Genomic DNA, 14,990 nt, shown 5'->3' with positions numbered 1-14,990 from the left:
AGCCAAACAACACCGCTCTTCCAACTCCTTCCAGGCTTCGATGATCTGAAGCAAGCCACTGTCGAAAACCGCTTAACTCATTGTTTACCAAGGAGTTTTCCGTTTCGACTGCGCCGGAAGTGGGGCGAATTATAGACTTCCTGAATCTGCCGTCAACCCCTAATTTACGCTTTTCCTGGAGAATCTGGTTTTTTTGCACCAAGGCGCGGAATTCGCCGAGCAACACCAGGCAAACGTAGGGCTAACAGAACAGCACCTATAGATGCATAGATAGCCCATTCCTTGAGGTCGGCACGCGCGATCCACAACATGTGCAGCAATCCCAGCGCTAAAACTCCATAAACCAAGCGATGCAGCTTTTTCCAGCGAGCCCCCAAGCGTCGCTGACTGTAGCGATTGGAAGTTACCGCCAGTGCCAATAAGCCAAGAAAACCCAGCGCCCCGACTATGATGTATGGCCGCTTGCGCAACTCCACGCCGAGTTGAGACCAATCAAAACCTAGGATGAAAGCGGTGTACCCCGACAAATGCAGGACTACATAAGCGAAGCACCACAGACCCAGTTGGCGCCGGACAGATATCCACCCCGCCCAGCCAGTGAGCTTTTGCAGTGGAGTCATGCACAAGGTAATCAGCAACAATATCAGCGTACCCAGGCCGAGGCGATCCACCAGCACTTTGCCAGGATCCGGCCCAAGCACATCGGCCCACGCTTCATATAGCCAAAGCAGCGGCCAAATCGCCGCGGCTATAAAGACGCCCACATGCCAGAACGGATAGCGCATCAGTAATTCTTCCGCAAATCGAGCCCAGCATATAAAGAAGCGACTTCCTCCGAGTACCCGTTGAACATCTGGGTATCACGCACATTGGGCTTGAACAACCCGCTCGGCAGACGGCGCTCCCGCGCCTGAGTCCAGCGAGGGTGATCAACAGTCGGGTTCACGTTGGCATAAAAGCCGTACTCGTCGGCCGCAATACTTTGCCAGGTGGTTTTCGGCTGCTCACTGACCAGGCTGATGCGCACAATGGATTTGATGCTTTTGAAGCCGTACTTCCATGGCACCACCAAGCGTAGCGGCGCACCGTTCTGGTTAGGTAATTCGCGACCGTACATGCCCACCGCAAGAATCGCCAACGGATTCATTGCTTCATCCAGACGGAGCCCTTCTACATAAGGCCAGTCAATCAGAGCAAAACCGGAGCGCTGTCCGGGCATGGTCTTGGGGTCCTGCAGCGTTTCAAATCGGATGAACTTCGCTTTGGACGTTGGCTCAACTTGCTTGAGCAACGCTGCGATGGGAAAACCGATCCACGGAATCACCATCGACCATGCTTCTACGCAGCGCAGGCGATAGATGCGCTCCTCCAGCTGATAGGGCTTCATGAAGTCTTCCAGCGCATAACGCCCCGGCTTGGCCACTTCACCGTCGATCACCACACTCCACGGTTCGGTCTTGAGGGAGCCGGCATTCGCTGCCGGATCGCCCTTATCAGTGCCAAACTCATAAAAGTTGTTGTAGTGAGTCGCGTCCTTGAACGGCGTGATCGCCTCGTCTTTGACGGTAACCGCTTGCCATTTGGTAGCCGGCAGCTTGTCGTTGAACCAGCCGGGTGCCCTGCCCGGCTCAACACCGGGATAAAGCGCAGGCTGATCTGCACTGGCCCAGCTCGGAAGACTACTGGCGGCGACAGCGGCCAGCGCTCCACCCAGCAAGCTGCGGCGAGAAACATAAAAGGATTCGGGGGTGACTTCCGATTCGAGGCAATCGGACGTTTTTGGCAATTTGATTAACATGGCAACTCCGCAGCTTTGGAGAACTGATGCACCAATAGACTGCGGAGTATGGGGAACATTACATTAAGGCAATGTTTTGCGCCGACGCAAATGCAGCAAATATTGCACCGGACCCGAGGCCGCATAAGCGAGGAACACCAACAGCAGGATTCGCGGCGGATCACTGAACACCACTGCAAACACCAGGACGACAGCCAGGATCGCCACGAAAGGCACACGCCCTTTGAGATCCAGCTCCTTGAAGCTGTTGTATTTGATGTTACTGACCATCAGCATGCCGGCAGCGGCAACCATCAAGGCGACCAGGAATGACATCTTCGAACCCTGGATTCCGAAATCGCTGAAAGCCCAGACTATACCCGCGACCACACCCGCCGCGGCCGGACTGGCCAGACCGATGAAGTAGCGTTTGTCCGCAGTGCCGACCTGAGTGTTGAAGCGTGCCAGGCGAAGCGCCGCGCCAGCCACATAGATGAAGGCCACCATCCAGCCGACTTTGCCCATATCGCCCAAAGCCCAGGCAAACGCCAGCAATGCCGGTGCAACACCAAAGGCAACCATGTCGGACAGAGAGTCGTACTCGGCGCCGAAAGCGCTTTGCGTATTGGTCATGCGCGCAACACGGCCGTCGAGACCGTCAAGCACCATCGCAACAAAGATGGCGATCGCGGCAAAAGCGAAGTACTTGCTCGCGTTGACCGAGTCACCGGCACTCAGGGCCGCTTGGGCACTCATGGAGTTGATGATGGAATAAAACCCCGCGAACAGGTTCGCGGTGGTGAACAGATTCGGCAGAAGATAGATACCACGATGCCGGACTTTACGGCCTTCAGCGTCGTGCCCTTCTTCGACATGTTCATCGATGGGCAGCAGGCTTTCGGCGTCAGAAGCCTGGTTTGGCTCTTCGGGACGTTCGCTCATGGACAATACCTTGCAACTGGGTGGAAAAAATTACGACAAGTGTCTGCGACAACCTTCGGCCGCAAACGATGCAGCTTTATACCAGAACCGACCCCCCAAACGAAAAAACGCGGCCTGGGCCGCGTCTTCCGTACAAGAGTGCGACTTAGTTTTTGGCTTTGTCGACGATCTTGTTGGCACCAATCCACGGCATCATGGAGCGCAGCTGCTCGCCGATGATTTCGATGCCGTGAGCAGCGTTGTTACGACGCTTGGCGGTCATCGAAGGATAGCCGGTCGCGCCTTCGCTGATGAACATCTTCGCGTATTCGCCGTCCTGAATACGTTTCAGAGCGTTGCGCATGGCCTGACGGGATTCGGCGTTGATCACTTCCGGGCCGGTCACGTACTCGCCGTATTCGGCGTTGTTGGAGATCGAGTAGTTCATGTTGGCGATGCCGCCTTCGTACATGAGGTCAACGATCAGTTTCAATTCGTGCAGGCATTCGAAGTAGGCCATTTCCGGCGCGTAGCCAGCTTCAACCAGGGTTTCGAAACCGGCTTTGACCAGTTCAACGGTACCGCCACAGAGAACGGCTTGCTCGCCGAACAGATCAGTTTCGGTTTCGTCCTTGAAGGTGGTTTCGATGATGCCGGTACGACCGCCACCAACGCCGGCAGCGTAGGACAGCGCAACGTTTTTGGCGTTGCCCGAAGCATCCTGATAGATAGCGATCAGGTCAGGAATACCGCCGCCCTTGACGAATTCGGAACGCACGGTGTGGCCCGGTGCTTTCGGCGCGATCATGATCACGTCGAGGTCAGCGCGTGGAACAACCTGATTGTAGTGAATCGCGAAACCGTGGGAGAAGGCCAGGGTGGCGCCTTTCTTGATGTTCGGCTCGATTTCGTTCTTGTACAAGGCAGACTGGAATTCGTCCGGGGTCAGGATCATGACCAGGTCGGCAGCGGCGACAGCAGAAGCAACGTCGGTCACTTTCAGGCCGTGAGCTTCAGCTTTGGCAACAGTCGCCGAACCTTTACGCAGGCCAACGGTGACGTCCACGCCGGAGTCTTTCAGGTTGCACGCTTGAGCGTGGCCCTGGGAACCGTAACCGATGATGGCAACTTTCTTGCCCTGGATGATCGACAGGTCGCAGTCTTTTTCGTAATAAACTTTCATGAAATTCCCCTATATATCCAGGCCGTTCAGGCCATTCACTAATTTGGTTTAGATGCTGAGTACTTTGTCGCCGCGGGCGATACCGGTTACGCCACTGCGGACGGTTTCCAGAATCGAAGCGGTGCCGATGGACTGAATGAAGCTGTCGAGCTTGTCGCTGGTACCGGTCAATTGAACGGTATACACGCTGGCGCTGACATCGACGATCTGCCCACGGTAAATATCGGTGGTGCGTTTGATCTCGGCGCGCTGGGCGCCCGTAGCCTTGACCTTGACCAGCATCAGTTCGCGCTCGATGTGAGCACTCTCCGACAGGTCGACCAGCTTGACCACCTCGATCAGTTTGTTCAGGTTCTTGGTGATCTGTTCGATCACTTCATCGTGCCCCACGGTGGTCAGCGTCAGACGCGACAACGTCGGGTCTTCGGTTGGCGCCACGGTCAGGCTTTCGATGTTGTAGTTGCGCTGCGAGAACAGGCCGACTACACGAGACAGAGCGCCGGGTTCGTTTTCCAGAAGCAGGGAAATAATGTGCCGCATGATTATGTACGCTCCGTCTTGCTCAGCCACATATCGCGCATGGAGCCGTCTTTGATCTGCATCGGGTAGACGTGCTCGCTGGTATCGACCGACACATCAATGATTACCAGACGGTCTTTCATGGCGAACGCCTCTGCCATCTGCGATTTCAGGTCTTTCGAATCGGTGATGCGCACGCCGACGTGACCATAAGCCTCGGCCAGCTTGACGAAATCAGGCAACGATTCCATGTAGGAGTGAGAGTGACGGCTGCCATAACTCATGTCCTGCCATTGACGAACCATGCCGAGCACGCCGTTGTTCAGAATGACGATCTTGACCGGCAAGCCGTACTGCAGGCAGGTCGACAGCTCCTGGATATTCATCTGGATGCTGCCTTCGCCCGTCACGCAGACGACGTCATCATCCGGAAAGCTCAACTTGATACCCATGGCTGCCGGAAAACCGAAACCCATGGTTCCCAAACCGCCGGAGTTGATCCAGCGATTCGGCTTGTTGAACGTGTAGTACTGAGCGGCGAACATCTGGTGCTGGCCAACATCGGAGGCGACATAAGCATCGCCCTTGGTGACTTCGCACAAGGTTTCGATCACGGTCTGAGGTTTGATGACGCTACCGTCGCCCTTGTCGTAAGGGAACAGACCGCGATCACCGCGCCACTCATCGACCTGCTTCCACCAGCTGGCGACCGAGTCCTTGTTCGGGGTCTCGCCGATTTCCTTGAGGATCGCGACCATTTCGGTCAGGACGCTCTCGACCGGACCAACGATAGGCACGTCGGCCTTGATGGTCTTGGAAATCGAAGCCGGGTCGATATCGATGTGAATGATCTTGGCGTTCGGGCAGAACTTCGCCGGGCCGTTGATCACGCGGTCATCAAAACGCGCGCCGACTGCGAGGATCACATCGGCATGGTGCATCGCCAGGTTGGCGGTGTAGCTGCCGTGCATGCCGAGCATGCCGATGAACTGACGGTCAGTGCCAGGATAAGCACCCAAGCCCATCAGGGTATTGGTGACTGGCAGGTTGAGCATTTTCGCCAGTTCGGTCAGCGGCGCGGAGCCACCACCGAGGATCACGCCGCCGCCTGCGTACATCACAGGACGTTTGGCCGCGAGCAGCATTTCTGCTGCCTTGCGAATTTGCCCGGAGTGACCACGAACGGCCGGGCTGTAGGAACGCAGCTTGGCTTTCTTCGGGAAGATGTATTCGAATTTCTCGGCCGGGTTGGTCATGTCTTTCGGAATATCGACAACGACCGGTCCAGGACGACCGGATTGCGCCAGGTAGAACGCTTTCTTCATGACTTCCGGGATTTCCGAGGCGTGTTTGATCATGAAGCTGTGCTTCACGATCGGCCGGGAGATACCGATCATGTCGGTTTCCTGGAACGCGTCGGTGCCTACCATGGTGCTCGGCACCTGGCCGGAAATGACCACCATCGGAATGGAGTCCATGTAGGCCGTGGCAATACCGGTGATGGCGTTGGTCGCGCCCGGGCCGGAAGTCACCAGTACCACACCGGCTTTACCGGTGGCACGGGCATAGCCGTCAGCCATATGGGTCGCGGCCTGTTCATGACGAACCAGAATGTGGGTCACTTCCGGTTCTTTGAACAGGGCATCGTAGACATGAAGAAGAGCACCGCCCGGGTACCCGTAGATGTATTTGACGCCTTCGTCACGCAAAAAGCGGACGAGCATCTCACCGCCAGATAAAAGCTCCACGTTGTTCACCTCTAAAACGCCAGAATACCGCCCACATACAAGAGGACGGGTCTTAATAGGTTTACTTCTCGGCAGAGCATGAGCGACGGTGGTCGCCGACTACGTCAGCACTGACTGAGCAAGTATTGGGATCGTCCCAGTGTTGCGGGCCTTTCCCACCCAGCGCGAGGTAACGCGTTGCGGGTGTAACAGGTCGGCGCGGGTGTGCGCCTCATGATCTGCCGAGTGGGTCTGCTTCTGGCAGTCCCTCTACAGCGGACTTTGGATTCTTCTGTTTCGCCCTCTCCAAGTCAAGTCGTCAATGTGCTTTATTGAAGTAAGCACATGAGAAAGCAAGAAAAAACCGCCAAAGCGCCACTGTGTTAGCTTCAATTGCGCAACCCACTACAAGGAAATGCCATGCGATCGATGTTCCTCATTGCCAGCCTGCTGATCGGCCCTGCGTGCATGGCAGGCCAGATCTACAAATGGGTCGACGCCCAAGGCGTGACTCACTTCGGCGCTCAGCCGCCGCCAGGGCAGGAGGCGAGCACCGTGACGCCATCCGCGCCGCCCGCCAGCAAACCGCTGTCGTCGCAGGGCAGCTCGCCCATCGGCGATCAGCAGGCAATCGATAGAAAAGTGAAAAGACAGGTCGCCGAACAGCAAGCCGAGCTGAAGGTATTTTGCGAACAGGCACGCACGAATCTGGCGCAACTGCAGAACAATCCGCGCGTGCGAGAAGATGTGGAGGGTGAAATGCGCCGCTTGAGTGAAGAGCAGCGTGAGGAGCGGATTGTCGAAGCCCAGCGGCATATCAAGGAGAATTGCTCTTGAATCCGACGCTCTACCCTGTGGGAGCCGAGCTTGATCGCGATGGCGGCCTCGCATTCAACATTTCAGTTGAATGTTACGCCGCCATCGCGAGCAAGCTCGGCTCCTACAAGTACTTAATCGTCAGCGCGAGGCCGTGATCATCTGATCGAACTCTCTGAGCAGAACCTGCAATTGCCGATCCTTGCCTTGAACATTGCGCGCCGCGAAAACCATTCCGGCCATTTCCTGGATTCCGGAAGCGTTCGGTAAAGGTAGATCCTGTTCAAGGATAATCTTCATGCGCGGCAGGAAGATCCACTGCAACCACTGCTCGAAATCCAGTGTGTCGACCGAGAAAGGCTCGACACTGGACAACGCTTCGACTGAGGGCGACTCATTGTCCCACCAGCCTTGAACCCGCAGTTCGCGCTCGATCAGCAGCAACTGCTCAGCGATCTTCGGAAAGCGTGCGTCCATCACGAAGCGACCTTGGCCTTCTGACGGGCCAATGCAGCGCCAGCGGAATCGCCCTGTTTCTCACGGGCCTGAGCGATCAATTCCCACAGACTGGCCTGCAGCGCAGGGCGACCATTGGCGAACGTCAGACCACGACGGGCAAGCTGCTCAGCCTGGGCTGCATCACCTTGAGCCATGCGCACTTGAGCCAGTCGATAAAGCACTTGCGGCTCACGTGGCGCAACGCGCTGAGCGCGCTCGAGGCTGGAAGTCGCGCCATTCAGATCGCCGCCCGCCTGCTGTTGCTGGGCAGTGGTCAGCAGCGCCAAAACCGGACCGTCGAGTTGTTCGTCGGCAGACAGACCGCCCGAGTTTGTCGACGGAATGCCGCTGGGCGTCGCCGGCATGCTGTAGCTGCCCTGATTGACCGGCGCGGATTGCACCGGCGAAGTATCGATCGGGCCTGGAGTGATCGGTGCCGTGCTGATCGGCGCCGACGCGACTGCGCCGCCACCGGGCACCATCACGACCACACCGGTATCACCCTGGGGGATCGCCTGAGTCTGATTTTGCGCAGGGCGCTGGACCGTCGTCTGACGGAACCCGCCGTTTGCCGAAACACGTTCGCTGTTAGACACGGCGCTGCCGGAATCCACAACCGGAATCGAACCGCGCTGCACGCTGGAGCAACCGCTGAGCAAAGCCACGGCAGTAACCGCTGGAATCAACCACTTGTTCACTTCAAACCCTCTTCGCTTAGTTCATCCAGCCCTTGACCCAATCCATCACCGTTTCACCGGATGCAGGGTTTTCGCCACTGCAAGCCGGGCCGGGAGGCGGTTCGCTGCCGCGAATATACGGCATCTGCACGGCGCCGGGGCAGTTGCCATCGGCACCTTGCCCCGTCCGGGAATCCACCCAGGCCTGGACAATATTATCCGGTTGCGGCATGTCCAGCGGCAGCGGGTCAGCCTTGCGCATGAAACTGGTCCAGACTTGCAATGCACCGGTGGCACCGGTGAACGGCGTTTTGCCGTTGTCATCGCGCCCCAGCCAGACAACGGCCAGCAGATCCTGACTGAAGCCCGCGAACCAGCTGTCCCGCGAATCGTTACTGGTGCCGGTCTTGCCCGCCAGGGTCAGGGTTTTCGGCAACACCTTGTACACCGAACTGCCGGTGCCCTCTCGCATCACGCGCTGCATGGCGCTCTGCACCAGGTAGATGGAAGCGGGGTCGAAACGTTGTTGAATCTGGAATGGATAGCGCTTGAGGGGCTCACCCTCGGCCGTCAAGACGCTGCGAATGCCACGCATCGGCGTATTGAAGCCGCCGTTGGCCAGGGTCTGATACATCGTTGCCACTTCAATCGGCGTCAGACCACCCGCACCCAGCAACATAGACGGGTACGCCGGAAATTCGCGACTGACACCCAGACGTGCCAGGGTTTTCAATACGTTCGGCACACCCACCGCCAAACCAAGCCGCGCGGTCGACAGGTTGTAGGAATGCGCCAGACCTTGATACAGGAAAACCGTACCGTGGGACCGGCGATCATAGTTCTGTGGCTTCCACACCTGGCCGTCCGCACCTTTGACCGAGAACGAATCGTCCGACAGCCAACTGGTTAGCGTGTACTGGCTGGGTTTCTCCAGTGCTGTCAGGTAAACCGCCGGTTTGATCAGCGATCCGATCGGCCGAACCGCATCCAGCGCCCGGTTGAAACCGGCGAAACTGGCCTGACGACTGCCGATCATGGCCTGCACTTCACCGGTTTCCGGGTTGGTCACGACCATTGCCGCTTCCACCTCATCGGAGCCTTTGCGTCCGGACAAGCGCTTGAAGGTGTCATTGACCGACGCTTCCGCTTTCATCTGCAGGATCGGGTCGAAACTGGTGAAGATCCGCAGACCTTCTTCGGTCAAATCCTCGTCCCGATAGTCCTCGCGCAACTGACGTTTGACCAGGTCGATAAACCCGGGAAACGAGCTATCGGCCAACTTGCCGCGCGTGGTCACACCCAGTGGCATTTTCTTCGCGGCGGCAATCTGCTCGGCACTGGCAACACCTTGTTGCTCAAGCACATCGAGCACCAGATTACGTCGCTCAAGCGCCCGCTCCGGATTACGACGCGGGTTATAGTAGGAAGGCCCTTTGACCATGCCGACCAGCATGGCTACCTGGTGCAGCTTCAGCTCCGACAGCGGCTGTCCGAAGAAGAACTGGCTGGCCAGCCCGAAACCGTGTACCGCGCGCTGACCGTCCTGACCGACGAACACTTCATTAAGGTAAGCCTCAAGAATTTCCCGCTTGTCATAATGCAGCTCAAGCAGCATTGCCATCATGGCTTCGGTGAGTTTTCGGGTCAGGCTGCGTTCGCTGGTGAGGTAAAAGTTTTTCACCAACTGTTGCGTCAGCGTACTGCCGCCCTGGGTCATCCTGCCACCGGAAGTATTGACCCAAACAGCGCGGGCGATCGATTTCGGCGAGACGCCCCAATGGCTATAGAAGTCGCGGTCTTCCACGGCCACCAGTGTTTCCAGCAGATACGGCGGAACCTGGTCCAGCTTGATCAGAATGCGATCTTCGAGATTCTTCGGGTAAATCCCGCCGATCAGCAGCGGCTCCAGGCGCACGACTGAAAGCTTCGAACCGTTGGTAGCGGACAGTTCGGCCACGTAGTCGCCGGAGAACCGCACGCGCACGGGCTGCGCTTTCTCAAGGCCTTCATAAAACTGGAAGCCACGGGTATTCAGGTCGACGGTATTGCCGGTAACCGCCGCAGCGCCCGGACCGTTGCTCACGCTTTCACGGCGATAGCCCAACGCATCGAGCTCGGTGAGGAAGTCTTCCTTGCTCAACTTCTGCCCGGTAAACAATTCGAGCGGGCGCGCATACACCTTCGCCGGAATAGTCCAGCGCTTGCCGGAAAACTTCTCCTGAACGACCGCGTCAAGGTAAACCGCGAATCCGGCGAGCACTACAAGGCCTACCAGACTGAGTTTAAGGGCCCAGCCCAGCCAGGGGTGCATGCCCTTGGAAGGTGGTTTTTTGGGGGTACGGGGGGATCGAGTACGAGTCATGGCGGCGGATTATACGCACTTTATTCATACTCGACAGACGCCCTCCGAGGTTTGCGTCAGGCGGACTTGCCGCCATAATGACGGCCGTGAATTTTCCCAGACTCTGAAGGAACGCCTGTGAGCCAGTCCCTGATCGCTGCCCTGCAAAATCCCGCCCTCTACCCGCATCCTGTAGACGGGTTTCAGGTCATCGAGACCCATATCTCCTGGGTCATTCTCACGGGCCCCTTCGCCTATAAATTGAAGAAACCGGTCAATTTCGGTTTCCTGGATTTCACCAGCCTCGACGCCCGCGAGCATTTCTGCGCTGAAGAACTCCGTCTTAATCAGCGACTGACCAACGATTTGTATCTCGAAGTGTTGCCGATCACGGGCAGTGCCGAAGCACCGCAGTGGGGCGGCGACGGTCCGGTCGTCGATTTCGCTTTGAAAATGCGTCAATTCCCCCAGAGTCAGTTGCTCAGCACCCTGCAAGCCAATGGCGAGTTGACCACTGCCCACATCGACGAGATGGCCGCGCAAATCGCTCAGTTCCACCTCGACGCGCCTAAAGTGCCCGCCGAACATGATGCCGGCACACCGGACAGTGTCATGGCACCGGTACGGCAAAACTTCGAGCAGATTCGCCCGTTCCTCAGCGACAAGGCCGACCTGCTGCAACTCGACGCCCTGCAGGCGTGGGCCGAAAGCAGCTTCGAACGCCTCAAGCCATTGTTCGCTCAGCGCAAGGCCGATGGTTTCATCCGCGAATGCCACGGTGATATCCATTTGGGCAACGCCACCGTCATCGACGGCAGCGTGGTGATTTTCGACTGCATCGAATTCAACGAGCCGTTCCGTTTCACCGACGTGTACGCCGACACCGGTTTCCTCGCGATGGACCTCGAAGATCGTGGGCTGAAAAGCCTGGCCCGACGCTTCGTCAGCCAATACCTGGAGCTCACGGGCGATTATCAGGGCCTCGAGGTGTTGAACTTCTATAAAGCCTACCGTGCCATGGTTCGCGCGAAGGTCAGCCTGTTCAGCATGCCGGCCGAAGCCGATCCGGTGCAGCGCGCCACTACCCTGCGTCAGTACCGCAACTACGCCAACCTCGCGGAAAGCTACAGCACGATTCCTTCGCGATTCATGGCGATCACCCACGGCGTCTCCGCTGTCGGCAAAAGCCACGTAGCCATGCGCCTGGTCGAAGCGCTGGGCGCGATTCGCCTGCGCTCCGATATTGAACGCAAGCGTCTGTTCGGGAAGCAAACCGTCGCCAACGATCCACAGGCCGGCATCTACAGTGCTGAGGCCAGTGCTGCGACCTACGCACGCTTGCATGAGATTGCCGGGGTGATCCTGCACGCAGGTTTCCCGGTGGTCATTGATGCGACCTACCTCAAGCGCGATCAACGCGATGGCGCCGCAGCCGTCGCCGAGTCAACTGGCGCGCCGTTCCTGATTCTGGATTGCAATGCCCCACAGGCCGTAATCGAGAGCTGGCTGACGCTGCGTCAGGCGGATAACAAGGATCCGTCCGACGCCACTTTGGCCGTTATCGAAGCCCAACAAGCCTGTCGCGAAGCGCTGACGCCAGCAGAGATCCTTTACAGCAAACGCGTTCAGACCAACGAGAGCGGAACACTCGACACCGTTGTCGCACAAATCCGCCAGCGTCTGCCCGGCCTGTAAAAAAATATTTCAGCCGTGGAGCTCTGCCCGCTTCACGGCTACCAAATAGTGGCACTATACTGGCGCCATAAAACCAACAGGTATGTGACATGAGCCAGCCCAAAATTCTAGATACCCCGCTTTATGCCCTGCTGCACAAAGACGATATCACCGGGTTCAACAACGAACGCCCGTCAGGCGGTGCCGTCGATATGGTCGGTGGCGACTTCCGCGGTCTGGACCTGCGCGAACTGAACGCTGACGGCGTCGACTTCGGCGATGCCTATTTCCGTTCAGCCGACCTTCGTGGCATCGATTTCAGAAATTCCAATCTGCAAGGCGCGAGCCTGGCCCACGCGCAGATATCCGGCGCTTACTTCCCAGTGGAGTTGAGTGCAGACGAAATTCTGATGTCGATGAATTTCGGTACGCGTCTGCGCTACCGCACCCGCTGAACGCTGCGGTTGACCAAGTCCGGCGGCCCCGCTTGTGTCGGACTACGGTCAATATTTGTCCGTAATACTTCTCTCATGCGCCGCGTCCTGCGGCCTCGCGCCTCTTAAGCTGCCGCCAGTCCTGGCGTCTTAGAACCTTTTCGCATTGAAATATTCCAAAAAAACGCACTTTTCCTACTGATGACTACACTCCTCAAAGGCTTGCCCACGCACCATTCGGCCGTCGCAAGGAGGCTTGATGAATGATGAATTGCAGCACCTGAAAAATCTTGGCAAGACATCGGCACAATGGCTGCACGCCGTCGGCATTCACAGCGCTTCGGATCTGCGTCGCCTGGGCGCGGTGGATGCCTATCGAGCCGTACGCACGCGCGGATTTCGAGCTTCCAAGGTACTGTTGTATGCCATTGAAGGGGCGTTGATGGATGTGCACTGGAACGAAATTCCGGCGGAGCGCAAGGAAGCCTTGAACAAACAACTTGAGGCAATCTCGTCACGCCACAAGAACTGAACGGGCGACGCTGAATGTATTTACTTGGGGAACAACCGGCTTACGCCGATGCTTTGATCAATCGACTGCAAACCATTCCCGGCCATCTCCTGGCTCAGCTGTCTCCAAGTGGCCCGACACTGGAGGTTGCAGCCACGGACGATGTGGGGGCGTCTCTGCCCGGCGATCAGATATTTGTGCTGGAAACCGGTTCGCTGCACGGGTGCGTCAATGACCGCCCGTTGTTTTATCTGCACGAAGGCGATCTGATTGGCTTGCGTCAGGATCGGGATATGCCGCGGTTGCGTTTGTGCAGCGACAACCCGGTGACATTGCGTCCCTATCGGCGATCAGAAGTGTTCCAGCACATATTTGCTGACGAGCAACGCTCAGAGTCCTTTCTGGAATACCTGACCGGCCAGACCGCGCTGCTATCCGATGCGGTCGCTCGCCTTAAACAGCCAGAGTTTCGTAGCACCAACGGTTTCCAGCGCGTTGCCCGTGGTGAAGTACTGATCAGTCAGGGCGATGAGGCGGACCATGTATTTGTCATCATCGAGGGCCATGCCGAAGCATTCGTCGACGGCGTCAAAGTGGGTGATGTGCCCAAGGATGAGATTTTCGGGGCGATGGCGGTGTTCACCAGTGAAAGACGCAACGCCAGCGTGATCGCCAGCGAACCGAGCACCGTGATGTTGATTCCCAAAGACCAGTTTCTGACGCTGACCCAAAGCAATCCCAAGATTGCTCACAGTCTGATCGAGAGCATGGCTCGGCGCATTGATCATCTGAACAAGCAGATTATCCAACTGAGCAAATCTGCCAATGTTGCCTGAAGGCCGGTAGCAACAAGGGCTGCAGCGCAGAAGAACGCGGCTTTCAGGGCAAATGAAAATGAACGGTTGACACGCTAATGAGAATCGCTATGATTATCACAACTGGTCGCGAGACTGGTCGATATTTGAAAAGCCCTTGGTTCGGACTCTCAGATATCTCCTCATCAGGCTAATCACGGTTATTTGACCCGGCTCTTGTCGGGTCTTTTTTTGCCTGCAGAAAATTGCGCTTACTTCTCGAACTGCTTGCGCATCTCTGCGCAGTAATCCACAGCCGGCATGGCGGGTGTGTACCAGACGTAATCGGCCATTGCCGCCGTGACCTCACTGCCCTCCTTGGCCAGCATCAAAATCGTTGGCGCTTCGGGCGCACCCAAGTCAAGTACATGGATGGGCACACCGACGTCCTTGCGTGCATGGTAAGCGCCGGCGAATAGCACAGCCGGTGTCGGCGCCTCAAGCAAGCGTTCGGCCATGCGCCGGTCACGTTGTTGCTGCACCGCGAGCATTGCCGGCATGTGCGCGGTGGGCAGCAGGCCACAATGGGATTCACCGATTTGCGCCAGCAACTCATTTTTGACCGAGGCAGCATTTGATCGCGCGCCGCTCAAGGTTAAGGGTTTGGCATAAAAGACGCGCAGCTCGACAGCATCCAGGTTGGCCGCCAACAGTGGATAGGGCTGACTCAATGCAAAGCGGATCACGGGCTCGTAAAGCGTCCAGTCCCACCCCTCCTGCCAGGCCAGCGCGGCAGGCAAATCTGCCGGCATGGAAGACGAACGTCGCACTGCGTCTACTTTGGGTTGTTGATCCGGCGTGAGCATTTCCAACAGCAAACTGCCTTGAGGTCGCTGCTGTCCCAGCGTCTGTAACAACCACAGCTGCAGCGCGTGGTGATCGCGATTGTCGTGTTGTTCACCCACAATCAATCGGGAAGGCTTGGCCATCTGCGCGATCAGTTCGCGGGGCGTCACGGCCTGGCCGTTGCGCAAATCGCGAATTTCGCCCACAACCGGTGGTGGTGCATGCTGACAGGCACTCATCAGCAACAGCGCCGCAATAAATATCAAACGCAT

General features: G+C 57.4%; 15 protein-coding genes. 5 read left to right on the top strand and 10 right to left on the bottom strand.

Annotated elements, in window-relative coordinates; genetic code table 11:
* Positions 1–164: 164 nt before the first annotated feature.
* From msrQ to ACYZTS_RS11815, 6 genes are all read right to left on the bottom strand, one after another.
* Entirely contained in the window at positions 165–785 is a 621-nt protein-coding gene (gene msrQ, locus ACYZTS_RS11840) for a protein-methionine-sulfoxide reductase heme-binding subunit MsrQ (RefSeq protein WP_461996051.1), read from the bottom strand.
* Positions 785–1,798: a protein-methionine-sulfoxide reductase catalytic subunit MsrP gene (msrP, locus tag ACYZTS_RS11835; RefSeq protein WP_461996049.1), complete on the bottom strand. Its 1,014-nt coding sequence runs from the start codon at positions 1,796–1,798 to the stop codon at positions 785–787. Before msrP ends, msrQ begins: the two co-directional genes overlap by 1 nt.
* 63 nt (positions 1,799–1,861) lie before the next feature.
* Positions 1,862–2,719 (bottom strand): CDP-diacylglycerol--serine O-phosphatidyltransferase, encoded by an 858-nt coding sequence (gene pssA / locus ACYZTS_RS11830; RefSeq protein ID WP_461996047.1) that lies wholly within the window; start codon positions 2,717–2,719, stop codon positions 1,862–1,864.
* Between the two features lie 145 nt (positions 2,720–2,864).
* Positions 2,865–3,881, bottom strand: coding sequence for a ketol-acid reductoisomerase (gene ilvC / locus ACYZTS_RS11825; RefSeq protein ID WP_007948647.1), 1,017 nt, complete (start codon positions 3,879–3,881; stop codon positions 2,865–2,867).
* A gap of 48 nt (positions 3,882–3,929) precedes the next feature.
* Positions 3,930–4,421, bottom strand: coding sequence for an acetolactate synthase small subunit (gene ilvN / locus ACYZTS_RS11820; protein ID WP_003176102.1), 492 nt, complete (start codon positions 4,419–4,421; stop codon positions 3,930–3,932).
* 2 nt (positions 4,422–4,423) lie between these two features.
* A complete protein-coding gene (locus ACYZTS_RS11815; RefSeq protein WP_028623043.1) occupies positions 4,424–6,148 on the bottom strand; it encodes an acetolactate synthase 3 large subunit in 1,725 nt (574 codons plus the stop codon).
* A 399-nt stretch (positions 6,149–6,547) separates the two neighbouring features.
* Here ACYZTS_RS11815 and ACYZTS_RS11810 point away from each other — a divergent pair, with 399 nt between their 5' ends.
* Complete coding sequence (locus tag ACYZTS_RS11810) at positions 6,548–6,964, top strand: DUF4124 domain-containing protein (protein WP_461996045.1); 417 nt, start codon at positions 6,548–6,550, stop codon at positions 6,962–6,964.
* Between the two features lie 120 nt (positions 6,965–7,084).
* Here ACYZTS_RS11810 and ACYZTS_RS11805 read toward each other — a convergent pair whose 3' ends face one another.
* The 3 genes from ACYZTS_RS11805 to mrcB are packed head-to-tail and all read right to left on the bottom strand — an operon-like array spanning position 7,085 to position 10,480.
* Entirely contained in the window at positions 7,085–7,420 is a 336-nt protein-coding gene (locus tag ACYZTS_RS11805; RefSeq protein WP_461996043.1) for a YqcC family protein, read from the bottom strand.
* Positions 7,420–8,139 carry a tetratricopeptide repeat protein gene (locus ACYZTS_RS11800; RefSeq protein WP_461996041.1) on the bottom strand — a complete coding sequence of 240 codons (720 nt, stop codon included), beginning with the start codon at positions 8,137–8,139 and terminating at the stop codon, positions 7,420–7,422. The genes ACYZTS_RS11805 and ACYZTS_RS11800 overlap by 1 nt, the downstream gene beginning before the upstream one ends.
* A gap of 16 nt (positions 8,140–8,155) precedes the next feature.
* Positions 8,156–10,480 (bottom strand): penicillin-binding protein 1B, encoded by a 2,325-nt coding sequence (gene mrcB, locus ACYZTS_RS11795; protein WP_461996039.1) that lies wholly within the window; start codon positions 10,478–10,480, stop codon positions 8,156–8,158.
* A gap of 117 nt (positions 10,481–10,597) precedes the next feature.
* Here mrcB and ACYZTS_RS11790 point away from each other — a divergent pair, with 117 nt between their 5' ends.
* From ACYZTS_RS11790 to ACYZTS_RS11775, 4 genes are all read left to right on the top strand, one after another.
* Positions 10,598–12,154, top strand: a complete 1,557-nt coding sequence (locus ACYZTS_RS11790) for a bifunctional aminoglycoside phosphotransferase/ATP-binding protein (RefSeq protein ID WP_028623038.1) — start codon at positions 10,598–10,600, stop codon at positions 12,152–12,154.
* Between the two features lie 89 nt (positions 12,155–12,243).
* A complete protein-coding gene (locus tag ACYZTS_RS11785) occupies positions 12,244–12,588 on the top strand; it encodes a pentapeptide repeat-containing protein (protein WP_461996037.1) in 345 nt (114 codons plus the stop codon).
* A 238-nt stretch (positions 12,589–12,826) separates the two neighbouring features.
* Entirely contained in the window at positions 12,827–13,099 is a 273-nt protein-coding gene (locus ACYZTS_RS11780; protein WP_028623036.1) for a TfoX/Sxy family protein, read from the top strand.
* A 14-nt stretch (positions 13,100–13,113) separates the two neighbouring features.
* On the top strand, positions 13,114–13,914 hold the full coding sequence (locus tag ACYZTS_RS11775) for a Crp/Fnr family transcriptional regulator (RefSeq protein WP_461996035.1): 801 nt from the start codon (positions 13,114–13,116) through the stop codon (positions 13,912–13,914).
* Between the two features lie 230 nt (positions 13,915–14,144).
* On the opposite strand, the gene ACYZTS_RS11770 is transcribed toward ACYZTS_RS11775, so the two are convergent.
* Entirely contained in the window at positions 14,145–14,990 is an 846-nt protein-coding gene (locus ACYZTS_RS11770) for a ChaN family lipoprotein (protein ID WP_461996033.1), read from the bottom strand.

Source organism: Pseudomonas sp. TMB3-21, assembly GCF_054898145.1.
Note: the sequence above shows the minus strand (reverse complement) of the source record. Positions and strands in the feature narration are given on the sequence as shown.